This is a genomic window from Anatilimnocola aggregata (assembly GCF_007747655.1).
GTDB lineage: Bacteria > Planctomycetota > Planctomycetia > Pirellulales > Pirellulaceae > Anatilimnocola > Anatilimnocola aggregata.
The window spans coordinates 4,090,219-4,109,722 of record NZ_CP036274.1 but is presented as its reverse complement, the minus strand read 5'-3'; the positions used below and the strand labels follow the sequence as shown (position 1 = coordinate 4,109,722).

At 57.0% G+C, this 19,504-nt stretch carries 15 protein-coding genes and 1 pseudogene; 5 read left to right on the top strand and 11 right to left on the bottom strand.

The genetic code is table 11. From position 1 onward, the window contains the following. Positions 1-58: 58 nt before the first annotated feature. The gene (gene deoC / locus ETAA8_RS15595; protein WP_145089969.1) at positions 59-784 is read left to right on the top strand and encodes a deoxyribose-phosphate aldolase; all 726 of its coding nucleotides are present in this window, start codon (positions 59-61) and stop codon (positions 782-784) included. Positions 785-844: 60 nt separating this feature from the next. After that, positions 845-1,327 carry a DinB family protein gene (locus tag ETAA8_RS15590; protein ID WP_202921861.1) on the top strand — a complete coding sequence of 161 codons (483 nt, stop codon included), beginning with the start codon at positions 845-847 and terminating at the stop codon, positions 1,325-1,327. 135 nt (positions 1,328-1,462) lie between these two features. Here ETAA8_RS15590 and ETAA8_RS15585 read toward each other — a convergent pair whose 3' ends face one another. The 4 genes from ETAA8_RS15585 to ETAA8_RS15570 all read right to left on the bottom strand — a co-directional run bounded on the left by ETAA8_RS15585 (position 1,463) and on the right by ETAA8_RS15570 (position 4,869). Then, positions 1,463-1,741 carry a ferredoxin family protein gene (locus tag ETAA8_RS15585; protein ID WP_145089963.1) on the bottom strand — a complete coding sequence of 93 codons (279 nt, stop codon included), beginning with the start codon at positions 1,739-1,741 and terminating at the stop codon, positions 1,463-1,465. Positions 1,742-2,030: 289 nt separating this feature from the next. Further along, on the bottom strand, positions 2,031-3,260 hold the full coding sequence (locus ETAA8_RS15580) for an acyltransferase family protein (protein ID WP_145089960.1): 1,230 nt from the start codon (positions 3,258-3,260) through the stop codon (positions 2,031-2,033). Between the two features lie 161 nt (positions 3,261-3,421). Further along, the gene (locus tag ETAA8_RS15575) at positions 3,422-4,354 is read right to left on the bottom strand and encodes a DUF1559 domain-containing protein (protein ID WP_145100588.1); all 933 of its coding nucleotides are present in this window, start codon (positions 4,352-4,354) and stop codon (positions 3,422-3,424) included. 41 nt (positions 4,355-4,395) lie between these two features. Beyond that, entirely contained in the window at positions 4,396-4,869 is a 474-nt protein-coding gene (locus ETAA8_RS15570; RefSeq protein ID WP_145089957.1) for a hypothetical protein, read from the bottom strand. 255 nt (positions 4,870-5,124) lie between these two features. Here ETAA8_RS15570 and ETAA8_RS15565 point away from each other — a divergent pair, with 255 nt between their 5' ends. Continuing rightward, positions 5,125-7,128: a primary-amine oxidase gene (locus ETAA8_RS15565; RefSeq protein ID WP_145089954.1), complete on the top strand. Its 2,004-nt coding sequence runs from the start codon at positions 5,125-5,127 to the stop codon at positions 7,126-7,128. On the opposite strand, the gene ETAA8_RS15560 is transcribed toward ETAA8_RS15565, so the two are convergent. Then, a complete protein-coding gene (locus ETAA8_RS15560) occupies positions 7,112-8,473 on the bottom strand; it encodes a DUF1501 domain-containing protein (protein ID WP_145089951.1) in 1,362 nt (453 codons plus the stop codon). The two genes, ETAA8_RS15565 and ETAA8_RS15560, sit on opposite strands and share 17 nt — an antisense overlap. A 150-nt stretch (positions 8,474-8,623) precedes the next feature. Here ETAA8_RS15560 and ETAA8_RS15555 point away from each other — a divergent pair, with 150 nt between their 5' ends. Next, complete coding sequence (locus tag ETAA8_RS15555) at positions 8,624-9,265, top strand: 3-keto-disaccharide hydrolase (RefSeq protein WP_145089948.1); 642 nt, start codon at positions 8,624-8,626, stop codon at positions 9,263-9,265. Between the two features lie 70 nt (positions 9,266-9,335). Here ETAA8_RS15555 and ETAA8_RS15550 read toward each other — a convergent pair whose 3' ends face one another. From ETAA8_RS15550 to ETAA8_RS15535, 4 genes are all read right to left on the bottom strand, one after another. Then, the gene (locus ETAA8_RS15550; RefSeq protein ID WP_145089945.1) at positions 9,336-11,453 is read right to left on the bottom strand and encodes a PPC domain-containing protein; all 2,118 of its coding nucleotides are present in this window, start codon (positions 11,451-11,453) and stop codon (positions 9,336-9,338) included. Next, complete coding sequence (locus ETAA8_RS15545; RefSeq protein WP_145089942.1) at positions 11,440-12,393, bottom strand: Rpn family recombination-promoting nuclease/putative transposase; 954 nt, start codon at positions 12,391-12,393, stop codon at positions 11,440-11,442. The genes ETAA8_RS15550 and ETAA8_RS15545 overlap by 14 nt, the downstream gene beginning before the upstream one ends. A gap of 4 nt (positions 12,394-12,397) precedes the next feature. After that, positions 12,398-13,720, bottom strand: a complete 1,323-nt coding sequence (locus ETAA8_RS15540; RefSeq protein ID WP_145089939.1) for a DUF1501 domain-containing protein — start codon at positions 13,718-13,720, stop codon at positions 12,398-12,400. A 71-nt stretch (positions 13,721-13,791) separates the two neighbouring features. Further along, a complete protein-coding gene (locus tag ETAA8_RS15535) occupies positions 13,792-16,002 on the bottom strand; it encodes a DUF1549 and DUF1553 domain-containing protein (RefSeq protein ID WP_145089935.1) in 2,211 nt (736 codons plus the stop codon). Between the two features lie 286 nt (positions 16,003-16,288). Here ETAA8_RS15535 and ETAA8_RS15530 point away from each other — a divergent pair, with 286 nt between their 5' ends. Beyond that, positions 16,289-17,050, top strand: a complete 762-nt coding sequence (locus ETAA8_RS15530; protein WP_145089932.1) for a lysophospholipid acyltransferase family protein — start codon at positions 16,289-16,291, stop codon at positions 17,048-17,050. Between the two features lie 4 nt (positions 17,051-17,054). On the opposite strand, the pseudogene ETAA8_RS35280 reads toward ETAA8_RS15530, so the two are convergent. Next, positions 17,055-18,062 (bottom strand): annotated as a pseudogene (locus ETAA8_RS35280) (cytochrome d ubiquinol oxidase subunit II). Continuing rightward, positions 18,059-19,378, bottom strand: a complete 1,320-nt coding sequence (locus tag ETAA8_RS15520; protein WP_145089930.1) for a cytochrome ubiquinol oxidase subunit I — start codon at positions 19,376-19,378, stop codon at positions 18,059-18,061. Before ETAA8_RS15520 ends, ETAA8_RS35280 begins: the two are co-directional and overlap by 4 nt. Between the last annotated feature and the right edge of the window lie 126 nt (positions 19,379-19,504).

Here is a 19,504-nt window from a genome sequence, read left to right as displayed (position 1 = left end):
GAGTTCGCAGCACGTTGCTGTTCCTCATCTGCACTTCTACTTTTCCAATTGAAAACCCATGAACTATACCTACGCCGATCTGGCCAAGATGATCGATCATTCGCTGCTGCAACCGACGATGACGGTTGCCGATCTCGAGGCCGGTTGCCAACTGGCAGTTGCCTATGACTGTGCCAGCGTCTGCATCATGCCGTACTACCTCAAGCGCTGTGCCGAGATCTTGAAAGGGAGCACCGTAGTCCCCAGCACCACGATTGGCTTTCCGCACGGGGGGCACACTTCTGCCATGAAGGTCGCGGAAGCCAGGCAAGCCTTGGCCGATGGCGGACGCGAACTCGATATGGTGGTGAACATTAGTCAGGTGCTGAGCGGTGCTTGGGACAACGTGCGCCAGGATATCGCCGGAGTCGTCGAAGCGGCCCACGCAGCTGGGGCAAAGGTCAAAGTGATCTTCGAAAACTGCTACCTGAAGGACGAACACAAAATCAAGCTGTGCGAGATCTGTGGCGAACTAAAGGCCGACTGGGTGAAGACATCGACCGGCTACGGCACAGGCGGAGCTACGCTCGAAGACCTCGCCTTGATGCGCAAGCATTCACCCGCCCATGTGCAGGTGAAGGCCGCGGGCGCTGTCCGCGATGTCGATACGTTGCTGAAAGTGCGGGAAGTTGGTGCCACACGTTGCGGAGCCAGCCGCACCAAAGACATGCTCGATGATGTTCGCCGCCGGCTGAATCTGTCGCCGATCACTGGCGTGGCAGCGGGCGCAGTCAGCGGCTATTGACGACTGGTAAGCATGAAGCAACCAAGTGTCGAGTGTCGAACTCCTCCCCTGAAAGCAACGATGAACGCCAAAGACATTATCAAGTCGCAAATCGACATGGGAAACTTCGTGTGTCAGGCCTACCTGGCCGACCTAACCGACGAAGATCTCATGCGCAGGGCTCACGCGGGTGTGAACCACATCAATTGGCAGGTCGGGCACCTTATTCTGGCGGAGAACTATCACGGGAATATGGTCACCAACGGGGGCATGCCGTCGCTTCCGCCGGGTTTTGCCGAGAAGTATCACAAAGACACTGCAACCAGCGATGACCGAGACCAGTTCTGTACGAAAGAAGAACTTCTGCAGGCATGGGCCGAACAACGGGCAGGAACCATGGCGGCGCTGGCGGCAATCTCTGAGGGCGATCTGGGCCTCGCCACCGGCGTGCCGTACTGTCCGACCAAAGGTGAGCAACTCTGCCTGCAAGGCAGCCACTGGCTCATGCACTGTGGCCAATGGGCCGTTGTTCGCCGCCAACTGGGCAAGCCGCCGCTGTTTTAGACGTGAGAAGTCAGACCGACCAAGAAATGCAAAGGGCCCTTATCAGTTCGATAGGAGCCCTCATTTTTAAAAATTTGAATCGCGTGCTCGCTTCACATTCATGAGAAGCGAAGCCAAGACGGCAACCAGAGCGCACTAGTGGTCGCCCAGCGGCTCTTTCTTTTCAGTGATCGAGGGGCACTGCGGGGCCTTCTCGGCATTCAACTCGATGAAGCCCTTTTGATCTTCAGGAACGTTGTCCTGATGGAAAATTGCTTCCACGGGGCATTCGGGTACGCAAGCTTCGCAATCGATGCATTCATCGGGATGAATGTAGAGGATTTGCTCGTCTTCGTAGAAGCACTCAACGGGGCACACGATAACGCAGTCGGTGTACTTGCACCCGAAGCATGGTGCGCAGACAACGTGGGTCATGACTCAAACTCTCCTGCTAGTCAAACGACGGAAATCGATGATCGCAGCACTCGTAACCATCTCAGTGCTGCAGACAAAGGTAATTCAGCATGCACATTGGCTGATCGGCAAATTGCCCGCAGAAACGTAAGTTCCTGCGCCCAGTTTGCCAAAACCTACTGCATTCTATAGCGGCCCGCTGTTCTGAACACCGGACCTGAGCCGGAATCGTAGGACGAGTGCGAAATAGCGTCAAGCTGGCAAGAGAACGCCAGCGAATGAAACAGGAAAATTGTGGCCGTAGCTGATACTAAATCTCAGCAACGGCCGATTGCCGGGGCAGACCTTCCGGTTTGGCATCGGCCCGGGCGTAGCGTTCTTTCCAGGCTAAGAACGGCTTTTCGACCCAGATGTATGACAACTCCGCCAGCAAGATCGTTAATGGCAATGCGAACAGTATCGTCCCAGGACTGCGAGGCGCGCACCAACCCAGTCGATAGACGAGCAGAATTGCGAGCAAATGCCAGATGTAGAGTCCGTACGAAATTTTTCCCAGGTGAACGAGCCAGGGGTGTGTTAAAGGACTGGTCTGTTCTGCGTTCAACCGGATTGCGCCGGCAACCACCGCCAGTGCCGCCAAGGCAAACAGCGGATAGGCAATCACCGGCCAAGCGGGGAAGGGTTGAACGTCCGCCAGATAGCGTTGCGTGAGAATCGCTGCGACAACGCCCCCGGTAACAAGCGACCAGCGAGCCGCAGCAGACCAGCTATCCAACCAACCACAGCGGGTGCCGATCGCCAGCAGAGCGCCCCACGCGATTGTGTCAAAGTGGACCGCCGTGTTGAAGTAAATGGCGAAGTGCGAAGCTCCCGTTTGCCACAACCAGATTCTGGTCACCGATCCAGCAAGGAGGAGTGCCAGGCACGCCCAGACCAGTCGCTTCGGCGAAATGAAGGCAATGAGCACAGGCCAAACCAGGTAAAACTGCTCTTCGATCGCGACCGTCCACAACAACTGGGCAGCGGAGTGCGGGATGTGAGCGGAAGTGACGATCTGCCAATTCCCTAAAAAGGTGAAGTACCAAGGTAGGTCGGCGGTCGGGATACTGGCGAGTCCGCAACTTCGTTCAACGACTAACGTCACAATCAAGAAGAAGTAGTACAGCGGCCAAATTCGCAAGGCCCGCCGCGCGTAAAACGCGCCGATATCGATTCGTCCCGTTCGCTCGTGCTCGCGCAGCAGAAGTTCGGTGATCAAATAGGAACTGAGGACAAAGAACGCCCCCACGGCGACGTAACCCATATTCATGATGGCAACGAGCCAGCGGCCTAGTTCCGCCATCATTGGCCCGCTGCCGGAGAACATCTGCGGCGAGATCAAGAACGAATGGCCGATAAACACAGCCAGAAAACAGCAGAATCGCAAACCGTCTAACTCAGGGCGATAAAACTTCGTCGGCTGCTGCTGAGCAGGCACAGGCGATGAACTTGTAGTCGAAATGGGCGAAACCACTTCAGGGGGTGCAACGATCGTCGACATAACGACTCGCAGGAAAGACAAGAGAAGTCTCTCCGCCAGTATGCTTGCCGCCCCCAAAGACCGCCCGTCAGCGTGTTCGCACTCTTACCGACATTTCCGCGATCCCCCGCCGACAGGTGCGGACTGTAACGAAGATGCCAATTGCCACGGCCACGCGAACGTTAATTCAAATCGCCGGGATTGAAGGCATTTCCATCGTCCCGATCAGCAAAGTTGAGGAAGACTGCCCCCGAGACATTGAAGCTAACATTGCGAACCGAGCCGTCCCCAAGAACGACATTGATTCCGGCAGGATGCGCCGAGCCAAAGCTTTTTGCCATCAGCAGCGGTACTGTTGTCGTAGGAAAGGGACCGCGGGGATCCGGGATTGGTACGTTGGTCCCAGCAAGGCAGAGAAACGTTTGGCCCGAATTGCCTGTATACCCGCTGAGATAACCGCCGCGGTACCAGTCGCTTTCAGGTCCACCGGGAGTACGATACCAATCGATTGCCCAACAACGCTCTCCCGCCAGCAGCGTATTCGAAAGGCCATCGGTTGCGTGCTGAAATCGAGTGATAATTGGGGAGGCGAGCTGTGCTCGAGAAACTAAGCCGTCTTCTCCGTTGTTTTGCGAACCGCGACAACCCACGTAGTCAATTTGAGCCCGCATTCCATTCGTTGTACTTGCCATCACGTTCCAAACTTGGGGAGAACGACGCGTAGGACAGAAGTACATCTTGACTGTTGCTTTTTTGACATTGTCGTCGATCGGTTCAACAAACAACGCGGATTGCTCGATAAATGGAAAAATCTGGTAGGCCCAACTCCAGGCCTGATCGGTGCCAATGGCTGGTGAGCCCCCGACTAAAGTGCGGGCAACGTCTACGCCGGAACCGCCGCTCGGAAGACTTAAATGTGAATCGTGATGATGCTGAAAACCGAGGCCGATTTGTCTTAAATGATTGCTGCATTGCATCCGTCGCGCAGCTTCTCGGGCAGCTTGAACTGCAGGCAGTAGCAGCGCCACTAAGACACCGATAATTGCAATTACCACGAGTAGTTCAACGAGCGTAAATCCGCGGTGGGCAGGACGTACTGAATGGACGCGCATCATTTACAACTTCCTCCAATCGCTTGGCACAAACAAAAATCCCTTTAGCGTTCGGGACGATGGCCCTTTGCGAATGACTGGTGAAAAAAACTGCTGTCCGCAACTTGAGAGACAACCCGCCCCACTGTCATCACATACCTCGCACCATTCGCTCCATTTTTTTCGTAAATGAAAACGTCATTCGAGCCATCTAAACCTAGCGGAACGTTGTAGATAATCACGTAAGGTTGGCCATCACGAGCCGATGTTAGCACTTTGTCAGGTTCATCGCCCATCTTGGCTTGATGTAAATCATGCAAGATAGGACGCAGTTCAGACACGTCTTTGGGAGGACGCTTCTTACCGTCGATGACCAAATCGTAGGCCCGAGATATCTGCCGAAAATCTGTCGTGGTCTCATCTTCACGAGATTTCGGCTTGACCGTACATGCGGTCAGCAACAACAGTCCTGCTATAGCCGCAAGGATGGGCCGGGTGTGAGAACGCAGCTTCTGTCTCGGCGCGAGCCACGCTGGCATGCGTATGCTCCGGAGTGGGGATGGCGTGAATGGGTCTGCGGCAGGAAGACCAAGCGAGGCTTGGTGGAGGGGATTGGGCATAGTCTAGCGCACAGACGCGATTTTGCCAAACAGAAAATTGGCAATTGGCGAGAACGCTCAATACCCGGCGACTCGCATTGCAAGACATCTGAAAATAGCGACAGTAGTGGCAATCCAATTGCTTGCCCAAGATTGGTCGCTCTGCCGCGCGCCTGCCCGTAAGGACTCCACCCGATGAAATCTGTCATTGGCTTAACTTGGTGCTTCTTCGTAGTTGTTCACATGACCTGCGCAGCAGAGAGTCTTCATCCGCTCCTGCCGCTCACCGAAGCAGAACTCAACCGCAGCGTCGACCTAATCTGCGCGGGACACGGCAAGCGAGGGGAACTCCTTTTCCCAATGCTCGCCTTGCAAGAACCGACGAAGCAAGAACTGCACGGACTCGCCGCAGGCAAAAGCGTTCCTCGCCGCGCGAGTGCAGTAGTGCTCGATCGGCAAGCGCGCCGCAGTTACGAAGCGACCGTCGATCTTGCTGCAGGCAAATTGACAAGTTGGCAAGAACTGCCCGGCATTCATCCCACCGTGCTACTTGAAGAATACGAGCGGGTGGCGAACATCGTGCGGGCCGATCCGCTGTGGCAAGCGGCGATGAAAAAACGCGGCATCGAGAAGTTCGAGCAGGTCAACCTCGATGGCTGGGCCCCTGGTTTCCTGTCGGTTCCTGGGGCAGAGACCGCCAGACTGATGCGGGTGCTGTCGTTCTATCGAGGCGAAGGTGTGAACGCCTATGGGCGGCCGGTCGAAGGAGTGATCGCGCTTGTGAATCTCGATACAGGCAAAGTGCAGCAGTTGGTCGATACCGGCGTAGTGCCAGTTTCCAACGATCCTGGTACCGACTTTTTTGCGAAAAACAACATTCCGCCACGCTCGGTACCGAAGCCACTCCTGATCTCTCAGCCAGAGGGGCCGAGCTTCGAGGTTGAAGGGAACGAGATTCGCTGGCAGAAGTGGCGATTTCGCTACTCCTTGCATCCGCGCGAAGGACTGGTGCTGCATACCATCGGGTACGAAGAGAAAGAGAAAGTGCGTTCGATCCTGCATCGCGCTTCGGTGGCTGAGATGGTTGTGCCTTACGGCGATGCCGCGGCGAACTGGAATTGGCGCAGCGCTTTCGATCAAGGTGAATATGGCCTCGGGCGCACTTGCAATTCATTGATCTTGGGTCAGGACGTACCAGCCAATGCCCGGCTATTCGATACGACATTCGTCGACGACTACGGTCAGCCTTATACGAAGCCCACCTCGGTAGCGATTTACGAACAGGATGGCGGCGTGCTTTGGAAGCACTATGACGAAACATCGGGGAAGGTCGCCATCCGTCGCGCGAGACAACTGGTGATTGGCACCGTGACCACCGTAGGCAATTACGACTACGGGCTGAATTGGATCTTCCACCAGGACGGTACGCTGGAAGCGCGCGTCGACCTGACGGGCATTTTACTGGTGAAGGGCGTCGTGCCGCAGAAGTGCGAGAAGTGTGCAGCCGTCGAACGCGGCGCGACAGGCGAAGCGAAGGGTGACCAGCGCTACGGGACGCTCGTAGGCAAAAGTGTTGTCGCTGCTAACCACCAACATATCTTCAGTTTTCGCCTGGACTTCGATATCGACGGCTCCGGCAATAGCGTGGTCGAGACGAGCGTGAAACCAGCACCAGCGGGGCCAGACAATCCCGCGGCCAATGCCTTCGTCCATCTTGAAACGCCTCTGCGTACGGAGCGCGAAGCACGGCGGAATCTGAATTTGCAAGAACATCGGCGTTGGAAGGTCTATAACCCAACCGTGACGAACGACCTCGGGCACTTTTCTGGCTACTTGCTGGAGCCAGGCAGCAATTGCGTTCCCAAGCTGGGCCCGACATCGATCATCCGCAAGCGTGCCGGTTATATTGACCATCACCTTTGGGTCACCCAGCAAAAGGACAAAGAGTTGCACGCTGCTGGGGACTATCCGCGGCAACGAGCGGCGGGCGAAGGCCTGCCGCAGTGGAGCGGCGATGAATCACTGGAGAAGCAGGACTTGGTAATGTGGTACACGATGACCGTGACTCACGTACCTCGGGCCGAAGAATGGCCCGTGATGTCCGCGGCTCACTCCGGATTTTCGCTCGTTCCCGCAGGCTTCTTTGCGCAAAACCCCGCGCTCGATGTGCCAGACAGCGTGCCTAAAACAGAGCCGTAATGGGCTTGCCTTGCACGATGGGATGGGGACGACCACCTGCATCGTGCACCACCGTTGTCGGGCCGTAGCCTAGCGCGTGATAGATGGTCGCCACAAAGTCGGTGGTGTGAACTGGATGATCGACCGGTTCGCCGGCTTGCTTGTCGCTCGATCCATAGACTTGCCCACCGCGAATGCCGCCGCCGGCCAGCAGGGTGCTATAAACATTACCCCAGTGGTCGCGACCAGCGTTGTTGTTAATCTTCGGTGTCCGTCCGAACTCGCCCGTCCAGGCCACCAACGTTTCGTCGAGTAGGCCACGGTCGTGCAAATCTTCGAGCAGGGCCGATAGAGCCTGATCGACCGGCGGGAGGAGCAAATCCTTCATCAGCTTAAAGTGCTGCGAATGTGTATCGAAGTTCTTGGTCGAAACCAGGTGCATCCAGGGCACGGTCACGAGTCCCACGCCGGCTTCGACCAACCGCCGAGCGACGAGGCAACTGCGGCCGAACTTGTTATCGCCATAGCGCTCGATTGTGGATGGCTGCTCACCGTCGAGCAGAAACGATTCCCATGCCGATTTCGACTCGAGCACGCTTGTTGCGCGTTGCTGTGCCAATTGATAAGTGGCGATCTCTTCGGACGGCAGAGTACGGCGAGGTGCTTCCAGTTGATGCAGCAGGTCCATGCGGTTGGCCATGCGCGCGAGGCCAATTTCGGGATGGGGCAGAAAAGCGGGAGGCAATGTGCCGGGCGTCCACGAATCGTCGATCAGCATGAGCGGATCGAACTTCGCCCCCAGAAATCCGGCGTGCTGTCCGCCCCACTGAAAGTTATTCTGGTCGCCGATTCGCACTGGTAACTGCACCGAAGCCGGCAAGCCGTTCAGGTCGCCACGTAACTGGCGAACCACGCCGCCGATGCAGGGTGGATCGAGCCGCGAGACCTGCGGCTCGCCTTGTTGCCGCGGAGCATGCTTGAGCCCGGTCATGTTGTAGTGCACGCCGACGCCGTGGGTGCCGCTCTTATGATAGGTCGACCGAATGATCGCGAACTTGTCCGCTTGGGCGGCCAACCGCGGCAGATGCTCGCAGATTTGAATGCCGGGAACATTCGTCACAATGGGGTCGAACTCACCGCGGACTGCAATATCTGCATCGGGCTTCGGATCGAACGTTTCTTGTTGGGCAGGGCCACCGGTCGCAAACAGCAAGATGCAGCTCTTGGCTCTGCCGCCACCAGCACTCACGCGACCAATCGTCCGCGCGGCCAGCAACTGTGGTAGTCCCAAACCAAGAGCGGCGAGGCAACCCGCTTGCAGAAAAGTACGGCGGGCCGACTGGCGGCAGCGATCTTCGTGATCCATGAAGAATCTCCGGCGGGTGGTTTGCAGCACAAGCTGCGGGCAGGGGTATCAGGAAGTATATCAGGCCATTTTGATGGGTAGTAGCGAGATTATTCACCACCAGCCAGAATTGCAGCAGGTTCTGGTCCTCTCCTTTGGAAAGCAAACGCAATGAAAAGTCATTCACAGAATCTCGTTCTCGCTACTGGTCTGATTACGCTCTCGCTCTGCATGCTCTCGTCCTTGGCAACTGCGGACGACGATCTGCTCGGCAAGGATCTCACCAAGAACTGGACCACCACCGGGAATTGGATTCTGGGAGACGACGGAGTCGTTACGCTCAAACCGCGGGACGGTGAAAAGGGCTGGCAGCGTTATGATGCCTACCTGTGGCTCAAAGGAGATTACCAAGATTTTGAGATCGATTTTGAGTACAAGGTGGAGACGAAGGGTAACAGCGGGTTCTATTTTCACGTGGGCGATGTGAAACAGCCTGTCGCTACGGGGATCGAAGTGCAAATCTACGATTCGCACGGTAAGCCCGCAGGAGCCAAGCTGACCGATCACGACAGCGGTGGCATCATCCCCAGCATCCCACCAACCAAGAGCGCCGCGAAAGCTGCCGGCGAATGGAACCGCTTTGTCATCACAGCCAAAGGCGACAACCTGACAGTCGTGCTCAATGGCGAGACAGTCAACGTTGTTGATTTAACAACCGACAAACTGAAGGCTCGTCCCAAAACCGGTGCCATCGGTTTTCAAGATCATGGCCTGCCGCTGAGCCTGCGGAACATCAAGATCAAGAAGTTGTAGGTGTTAAGTAACGTGGTTTTTAGCCTACGCATACCGGTAGATAATACGCGGGCAAAAGCCCACGTTACAATCACTTCGCTGCAGCCGACACGGTTATCGTGATCGGCTTGCAGGCCAGCGTGACGAGCGTGTTGGCCTTCCCCTTCTTCGGATCTTTCTCAAAGGGAACCTGGGCCTGCCCGAGCAGCGTAATCGTATATTCGCCAGGCTGCGTGTTGTTCTGCACATCAAATGTGACGGTTGCTTCATTCGCCCCCGCCGCAATTTGAGGCAAGTTCAGCTTGATGGAATTGGGCGGCGCGAACGACTGCAAACTCAGCTGCCCGTTGAAGTCGGGCCAGAGTCGCTTCAGTTGCACCTTCGCCTCTCCCTTCTTGCCGGCTTCAATCGTCAGCTTGTCGTTTTCAAACTGCAAACCGAAAGGGGCCTGCTCGCGCACTGAAATGAAAGTCTGCCGTGTTGGACGGCTCGAAGCCGGATTGTCCTGCCAAACGCGTGCGTAAGGACGAACTTCGCGAACGATCGTTTCGTCCCCCTGCTTGCCCGTGGCAATCAGCTTGATCGGTCCGTCGAAGTTGGCCGCATGCTCATCGGCCGAAAGGACGACCGAACCGTGCGAGTTTGAAACAATCGACGTGGCCTCGCAATGAACGCCCGGCGGCAAGTTTTCCGCGGTGATGACGACCGCTCCCTTGTAGCCATCCCGTTGGTGGATGATCAGGTCGAGGTAGATAGCCGAGCCTGCTCGCAACGTGGTACCGCCGGGGCCGGGATTCTGGTGATGAATGGCGGCTACGAAAAAGTCAGGCTTGGGCTTGCGCAGCGACAGGACGTACTGATACCGCGGTCCACCGCGACGATAGCGATCCTGCACGAGCAATTGATACTTCTGCTTCGCGGTCAGATTCACCATCCCCGAAGGGTCGCGCAGGTGCCCATCAAACGGTCCTTGGCGATGACCGAAGTCATCGAGTTCCTGAAACCGATTTCCCCTCTCATCGACTAGCACGACATACGGATCAGCCTGCCCAGCAATCCGCTCACAATAGACATCGAGCGCGTATGGCCCCGTTTCCTCAACACTGAATTCGTACCAGTCGGCGTCGCGCTGCTGATCGAAGCGCCCGCTGATCACGGCGGGAAGCGTGATGGGCTGCGGAGTTTCGAGGGTCTCGTTGGGTTCCTTCTCGACACTGACCGGCGTATCGACCAGCAACACCGGGACTGCGTTAAGGGACGCACCGCCAAAATCAGGACGAACCTGGAATCCGTTGAGCGTACAAGTGGCCGCCGTCGGAGCGACGGAGTGAGCCGTGGGATGTTCCAGGAATCGATACATGCCGATCGCAGCATCGGCAGGCGGCGTGAGCGAGAACTTGCCTTCCGAATTGCCCGACAGATTGCGTCCCCAGGCTGTCAGTTCGCTAGTCTGGCCGACTTGCACCGCGCGAGGAAAGACGTTTTCGACGAATGGTCGGTTACTCACGATCAGGCGATAGGGAAGTCCACCGCGATAGGACAAATCGTGAACGACGATGAAGTAGTCACCATCTGCAGTTGCTTGAAAATCGATGAATGGATCGCGACCAAAATAATCACCGCTGCTCGCCAGTTGGCGGCCATCGACGCTGAGGAGTTGCATCACGGCATCGAGTTGCAAATCGAGCCGCGCCGACTGGCAATCGACGGTAATCCGCTGGCCAGCCTTGAGTGCGACGCGAAACACGTCCCGATCATTGCCGTCACTCTGGCCATTGAGCGCAGTATTCACCGAGAGCTGCTGGGCCGTCGCGTTCTCATTATTCGGCTCTTGCTCGGCCATATCGGCCAGGCCATGAGAGACGGCAAACAACCGCGGGCTGCTCATGCCCCACTTGGTCGTAACGCGCGCATCGTAAGTTCCTTCCGGCACATCGGCGGCAATCGTCACCTGGAACTTGCGATCTTTGTTCAGATCCTTCCCTTCTACGGGCTTCGCGACAATCCCCGGATGATCAAACACCAGAGTTTGCAAGTCTTCAATCTCCGCGCCCGACACTTGCACTTCCAACGATGTCCCCGCAGCAGCCCCCAGCGGATTCACACGGTCGAGTCGTGGCGAAGGAAGTTCAGCGAAGATCAGGGGCGAAGAAAGCATGACCAGCAGAACTGGCAGTGCGATCCGAAGGATGTTTCTAATTGCGGGCATTTCGATCAGTCCATTCTGACTTTAGCATTGCTGCTCGCTCATTGAGTTGATCGAGCGTCAACTCACTCAAAACCTCTGCTGGCGAAACGGCCTTTCCGAGCAATTCTTCGAAGATCCTGATGCGCTCGATGACCGCACCGGTTGTGATTCCTTGCTGAAGCCCTTGTTCAAGCCCTTGTTCAAGCCCTTCCTTCAAGCCTCGCTCCAGAGCTTGCTGAATTCCCGTCTCCATCATCTTCCGTTTCGTATTTTCGTCGAGCTGAAACTTCAGCCGTGCCTCGTACAATTCGTGTTCGGCTCGATTCTGCTGAATCATGGTTAAAACCTCCATGGCACGGTGAAAGACGGGGCGATCGAGGGACTGCGGAAGCTTGGCCTGGTCGAATCCTGCGGCATGTTTCAGAAAGTACATCCAACGTTCCAGGTCGCTGGCAATCGCCGCCTCCCCGTTGCGAAACTTCTCTAATTCTAGCGTATGCAGTTCAATCCGGTCGGTAAACGGAAAGGCCGACCTTTCCTCGAGTAAGCGAAACTTGGAGTGTGCATGCTCAGATTGCGGAAACATCGGCAAGCTGCTGATACAGACGGAAATCGTCGGCCTTAGTTCACTATAGTCGTCGCCAGCAAACAGTTGATCCTGAAACAAGCGAGCCCAGTAATACAGGATCCGCTCCGGCAGAAAATAAGCCGGCACCAGTTGCATCTCGATGTTGAATAATCGCCCCGTCTCATCACGGGCTTTGATATCTAAAATCGAAAGCTTGTCATCCTCCGACTCCTGAGGTTGAAACGGGTTCAGAATCTCGGCTTGCTGAATCGTCTGATGGGGCGGTGGATCGAGGACCGCATTCAAAAACGAAACGAGCAGGTCGGCCGAACTCTCCGAACCAAGCAGCTTTTTGAAAGCGTAATCGACTTTAGGGTCGATGCCAGGAACCATACCGCTACACCAACTCCGCGATCGGCTTTCCTTCGTTGAGGATTTGCATCGGACGGCGGGCGTGATCGAAAAACGATTGCTTGTAGTCGATGCCCAGGCAGTGATACATCGTCGAGAGGACACAGCCCGGGGTGTAAGGCTTCTCGGTGGGATACTCCGCTTTGTCGTTCGTGGCGCCGATGGCCTGCCCCATCTTCAGGCCGCCACCCGAAAAAACCACGCTCATGGCACCTGGCCAGTGATCGCGACCTGCGCCGGGATTGATTCGCGGTGTCCTGCCGAATTCGCCATAGCTGATGACCAGCACGTCTTCGGCCAGGCCACGGTCGTGAATGTCTTGCACTAGCGCCGTCAAGGCCCGGTCGTACTTGGGCAGCAGGCTGTTTTTCAATTGATTGAAGTTGTCGCCGTGCGTGTCCCAACCGCCGCCGGTTTGCACCGTAACGAACGTAACCCCCGCTTCGACCAGCCGGCGCGCAAGCAGGCAGGATTGGCCCAGGTCGTGCCGACCGTACTTCTCCCGCAGCTTGGGATCCTCGTCCTTCAGATTGAACGCTTTTTGAGCCTTATCGCTGGTGACCATTTCCATCGCGTCGCGATAGAACTTATCGATGCCGACGATATCCCCCTTGGTATCGAGATCGCGGCGAACCTGGTCAAGTTGCGTGAGCAGATTGCGGCGGCGATCGAGCCGCTCGGGCGTAACCCGACCCGGCAACTTCAAGTTGCGAACCTGAAAGCCATCTTGGTTGGGATCGGCATCGGGAGTGAACGGGTTGCACTCCGCGCCCAGGTAAGCCGCTTTGCTAAACGGCGTGCGATTTGGCAGCGTAACATACGCGGGCAAGCCCGGTTCATTCGGCCCCTTCACCTTGGCAACGACCGAACCCGTGGCGGGGTAGATGTTGTCGTTCACTTCAATCGTGGGCTGCCACCCCGTGAGCATCCATTGGCTGCCCATGCCGTGGCCGGCATTGGTGTGATACGCCGACCGGACGATCGACATCTGGTGCATCACGTTGGCTTGCAGCGGCAAATGCTCGCCGATATCGATGCCAGCCACGTTGGTCTTGATCGGCCGGAACTCGCCCCGAATTTCGGCAGGAGCATCGGGCTTGAGATCATACATGTCGATATGGCTCGGGCCGCCCGCCAGGTACAGCAGGATGACCGCTTTCTTCTTCGCCGGTGCGCTGGCAGCCTGAGCCTGATACCGCAGCAGATCGGCCAGCGAGAGGCCACCCAGCGTGAGCGCGCCGACCTTCAAAAAGTCACGTCGCGGGACGCGGTCGCAATTCGCAAAGGATTCGCCGTGAATGGTCAACATGAATTGATCTCGTGTCTAAAATTTCAGGTTCAAAGCTCAAGGTTGTGGACCTTGACCTAGAAACCATTTCGTTAGCGATTGAACATGAACTCGCGGGTATTGAGCACCGCCCACAGGATATCTTCCAGCGCCTGCTGTTGCTTATCGGCAGGCAAGCTTTCGACAAACGTATGCGTTTTGGTCAGTTCATCAGCGTTCGGGAAACGAGCGAGCGCGCCGAGATAAAGTTCGTCGATGATTTCTTTCGCCGGCCGCTTCTCCTTCACCAGCGTCGCGATTTTGCCAGTGCCACTGGCAATCTTGTTTTCCAGATCGTCACTATTGGCCAGCAGCAGCACCTGCGCCAGCGTTGCGCCGGTTGCCCGCTCGCACTCGCAACTGCTGACGCGACGAGGGCGATCGAAGGTATCCAGAAAGTACGAACCAAACCCTTCGTGAGGCAGATCGACAGCCCGGCTGACGGCGGACATGTTGTTGTACTTTGTCTTGCTGCCTGTCGCTTGATCGACCGCGTCCGCAAAGACTTCGGCTATGACCCGCTTGGCATAGTAGCGGGCATAATTCTGCTTATCGTGCCGATTGTGTTCGGTCGGCTCGCTGGAAAGCTGATAGGCCCGGCTGCTGACCATGGTCCGAATCATGTGCTTCATGTCGAACTTGTGAGCGACAAAATCCTTCGTCAGCGCAGCGAGCAATTCGGGATTCGAAGGCGGATTCGATTCGCGCAGGTCGTCCACTTCGTGGACGATGCCGCGGCCGAAGAAGTGCCCCCAGTAACGATTCACCAGCACCTTGGCGAAGAACGGATTCTCGGGCTTGGCCATCCAATCGACCAGCGCGTGCCGCGGATCCTCTTCGGGCGTGAACTTGGCATACTCACCATCCAGGTACTTCGGTTCCGGTGTCTTTCCCGTCAGCGGATTCTTCTCGCCGGTGCTGACGTTGGCTGAAGCAAAGTAAGGTGGCGGCTCACCAAAACTCTTGCGGCCCAGGCGGGTGAAGAAGCCCGTTAACCCGTAGTAATCTTCCTGCCCCCAGCGCTCGTACGGATGATGATGGCAGCGGGCACATTGCAGTCGCAGGCCGAGAAACACCTGCGCGGTGTCGGCAGAGACCGTATGCAGTTGATCGTCGCGGCTTTGCCAATACCAGTTGATCGCGGGCGAATCTTGCCACTCACCAGCGGCGGCCACGATGCCGCGCACAAATTGATCGTAGGGCCGATTCTCGGCCAGATTGTCCTTGATCCAACTATGAAACGCATACGCGGCCCGATCGGCGCCGGCCAAACTGCTGTTGCGCAAAATGGCACTCCAGCGGGTGGCGAAGTACGCCGGGTAATCGGGCGAGTCGAGCAGTTTATCAATCAGCTTTTGGCGTTTGTTGGCATCTTGATCGGCGAGGAACTCGCGGGCTTCAATGCTCGTTGGCAAACGACCGCACAGATCGATCGTCAGCCGGCGTAGGAAGGTGGCGTCGTCACACGGACCGGAAGGTAGCAGGCCCAACTTCTTCCACTTGGCCGCGACCAGTTCGTCGACATAGTTGTTCGGTGTCCAGCCAGGAATTTCAGCGAGTGCGTCGCCATGCGGACGAATCGCATAAAAAACCGCGACCTGCCCCATGTACCGGGCCATGATCGCAGCTTCACCCCGTTCGTCATTCACGCGGACGAGTCCTTCTTCGTCGACCGCCGCAATCACATCCAAGTTGCTGTCGAAGGAAGCTTGGCGGGTGACATCTCGCCGCTCACCATTCGAGTATTCGGCAATCACCTTCAACTGCTGAGTTTGATCAGCCTTAAACACGACCTGCGTCGGCTCGATCTGCAACTTGATGACGCGGGGCGAATCCGGTGCTGAAGCCGGAGCACCAGCCGCGATCCAATTCTTGAGCGTTTGATAGCCTTCGCTATCCGGGTCCAAGCGCTGGCCGCCGCCATGTGGAACTTGACCTGTGGCCTTGAGGAGCAACAGGCTTTGCTCGGGTGCTGAGGGGGTGATTCGTCGCCCACGAGCATGCCGGACGATGGCCTCGTAGTCGAAGCGGTCGTCGAAGCCAAACAGCGATAGCTTGAACCCATTCTGCCCGCTGGCTTTGCCGTGGCAGCCCCCCGAATTGCAGCCGTGACGAGACAAGACAGGCTGGATCTCGTTCTGGAAATCGAGCGAGGCTGCTGAGGTCGCCTTCGCAGGGGAAGTGCTATCAGCGGCGACAACGACAGTGCACGAGAAAATCGTGGCGATAGTGATGCTGGCAAGCGCGTTGAAGTAGCTGCGCATGAATTTTGACCAAAGGGCGGGAAGAACGTTCTGCGGCGGGACGTAATTGCTTCCGACGGAAGCAATTACGTCATTTCATAATATCAGATGGCGATTGCCGCCACAATGTTTCAGAGATTGGCACATCGAGCTGGCGATTTTGATACTTTCGGCCGAAAACTAATAAGTCGTCGGCTATCGGGGTGGAGGCGAGAGTCGCCCTGCGCGGCGGTGGCGATTCCGCTACCATACACGTGTCAGAACCTACAACAGAGCAGCTATTACACCTGCCAGAATAAGGTCACGGATGGCTCGCAACCGATCGTCGAAACCTCATCTTCTCAACCGCTTTGCTTTGCCCCTGGCTTGGGGCTTTCGGCTGTGGTACTCATCCTTACGAGTGCACCACGATGTAGCCAACCCGGCCCAAGATCCTCGCGTCACGCGCTCGGGCGCTATCTACGCCACCTGGCACGAAGATCTATTTGTAAACGGCTGCGGCTTTAATGACTGCAACATCCACGTGATGATCAGCAGTTCGTCCGACGGCGACTTTGGCACCAACATCGTCACGAATCTCGGCTACGGTGCCATTCGCGGCTCCTCTGGTCGTGGCGGTGCCCGGGCCCTACGAGAAATGATGCGAACCGTGGAAGGGACCAACGTGGGGATTACCCCCGACGGTCCTAAGGGCCCACGGCGGGTAGTCAAAGAAGGAACAACGTACATCGCCTCACGCACTGGCATGCCAATCGTTGCCATGGGAACGGCCTACACCTGTGCAACTCGGTTCAACAGTTGGGACCGCATGGCCCTGGCCTGGCCCGGAACTCGCGCGGTAGTCTGCTTGTGGCCAGGACTACTTGTGCCGGCCGAGGCGAACTCGGAGGAGTTGATGAGTTCTACCCAGCAACTGCAGCAGAACATGACTTCGGCCAATGAGCGCGCTCAACTGCTTCTGAGCGAGTGGCTGAAAACAGGCAAACGTCCTGCCGCCCGCACTGCGGACACCGCATTCGACACCAGCCCACCCCCTGGAACACTGCACGATCTAACACGCGCAGCCTGACAGGTCATTCTGACTTGAAAACGCGATAGAGATAGTAAAGCGACGGCGCCAGCAATAACGCGCCGACGGGGAGTGAGAGAACCAGAAACTGTAAGGTCGTGGCGGGCGCTGCGGTACCAGCGAAAGTCAGATCGGGATAAACCAGATACGGATGCTGGGCGAGTCCCCAGCCCAGAATCAGCAGGCAAATCTCAGCTGCTGCGAAGACGCGGCTCCAGATGTAGCGCCGCGTGAATACGGCCCAGGCTGACGCGGCGAAGCATGCGAGTCCAGCGAGCACCACTGGCAACGAGCGCGGACTGAGCAAGCGTTCAAAGAACCAATGAGCTTCGTACCAGGCGAAGGCCATCACAATGCCGGCGAGTATGGCGACCAAAGTCCCCGCGATAATTGCCCGCTGGCGGAAGTCTTCGCGCAGGTCTCCCTTGGTCTCGTTAGTCAAATAAACGGCTGCTAAATACGCGCAAGTCGCTAGGGCAAGGAGGCCGTTCAACAAAGCATAGGGAGTTAACCAAAACAGCGCGTGCTCAAGTACTACCTTGCCGTCTTATACACGAATAAGTCCTTCGGTCACCACACCGAACGCAGCGCCGAGCAGGATGGGCGAGATAATCGAAGCGATGCCGAACACCACACCCCAGACGCTGGTGCCTGCCGACTCGGCTGTCGTTTGACTTTGATACGACCGAAATACGAACGACGCGCCGCGGAGCATGATTCCCACTAGCGCTAAATGAAACGGCACAAACAGCGCGATGGCCAGTTTTGAATAGGCCCGCGGAAAACAAGTGAACAGCACGACCACCACGAAAATGAGCCAAACGTGGTTCGCTTCCCAAACCGGGCCCATCGCCTTTTGAATCGCCAGGCGTTGTTCTTTTCGCCGCGGGCCAGCAGCGAACAAATCCCATACGCCGCCGCCGAAATCGGCTCCACCTAGGATGCCATAGGCCATCATGCCGAACAGGGCAGCCGCGGCCGACAGGTTAATGAGCAACTCGGTGTTGATCATTTCGCGGCAGGCTCCGTTTCGTGAGTGGTGTGCGTCAACTTACGCAGCAGCACGATGACCGTCACTCCGAGCAGGGCATACAGCAGCGTAAACGCGATGAACATGCCGAACACTCCGTCGGCCGTGGTCACGGCATCTTTGGTTTTCATCACTCCTTGAATGATCCAAGGTTGCCGGCCAACTTCGGTGACAATCCAGCCCGATTCGAGGCCAAGAAACCCCAGCGGCGCAGTCACGCACAACGCGAACATCAACCAGCGATGTGTGAACACCTGCTCGCGATAACGCCAGTAGGCAATCCAGAACCAGAGTGTCACCAACATCAGCGCGGTGCCCGAACCGACCATAATCTGGAAAGCCGCGTGCGTTAGTTCCACGTTCGGCCAATTCTCGCGCGGCGCTTGATCGAGACCGGGGACTTCGGCATTCGGATCGCCGGTTGCAATCATGCTCAAGCCACCGGGAATCTCAATCGCGTATTTCGTTTCCTGCGCTTCTTCATCGGGCCAACCACCGATTCTCAATGGCGCGCGTCGTTCGGTTTTGAATTGCCCTTCCATCGCTGCAAACTTGACCGGCTGCGTTTTGAATACATACTTCGCGAGCAGGTCACCACTCAGAGGCTGCAGAAATGCACAGACTCCGCCGAGAACCATCGCGGCGATTAAACCCGCGCGGGTGTAGGCATCGCGGCGGCCTTTCAAACTCAAGTAGGCATACCAACCGGCCACGGCAAAGGCGACCGCCAGGTAGCAGGCCAAGGTGCTGTGCCAGGCCATGTAGAACCACAACGGCTGCTTGAAAATGGCGATCGGATCGGTGGTCGTCACCACGCCGGCCTCATCGAGCGTGAAGCCCACGGGCTGCTGCATCCAGGCGTTCACACCGAGGACGAAGATCCCCGACAGCATCCCCGTTGTCGCGATTACCACGCCGCACAGCCAATGCGCCAGCGGCTTGACCTTGTTCCAGCCGTAGAGATAGATGCCGATAAAAATCGCTTCGAGAAAGAACGCATACCCTTCGAGCCCAAAGATATGCCCGACGACCGCTCCAAGCAGTTCTTTGTACTTTGGCCAGAGCAGGCCCAACTCCAATGCCAGGGCAGTGCCGGAGACAGCGCCCACGGCGAACAGCAGTCCCATCACCTTGGCCCATTTCATGGCCAGTTTTTTGTAGTGCTCCTGCCCGGTGCGCAGGTACATCCCTTCGACCATCACCAGCAGCAACGGCAGGCCAATCCCGATCGCTGCATAGACCATGTGAAACGCCAGCGAAACGGTCATTTGCCAGCGGGCCGCGGTGAGGGGGCTCATGTGTGAGGTCTGGGGGCAGGAAGGGGCTGGGGACTAGGAACTAGGGGGACGAATTCAGAGGTCAGGAGTCGGAGGACAGCAGTCAAATGAAGATTGTACCTGAGCGTTCAACCATTGCGAACGACG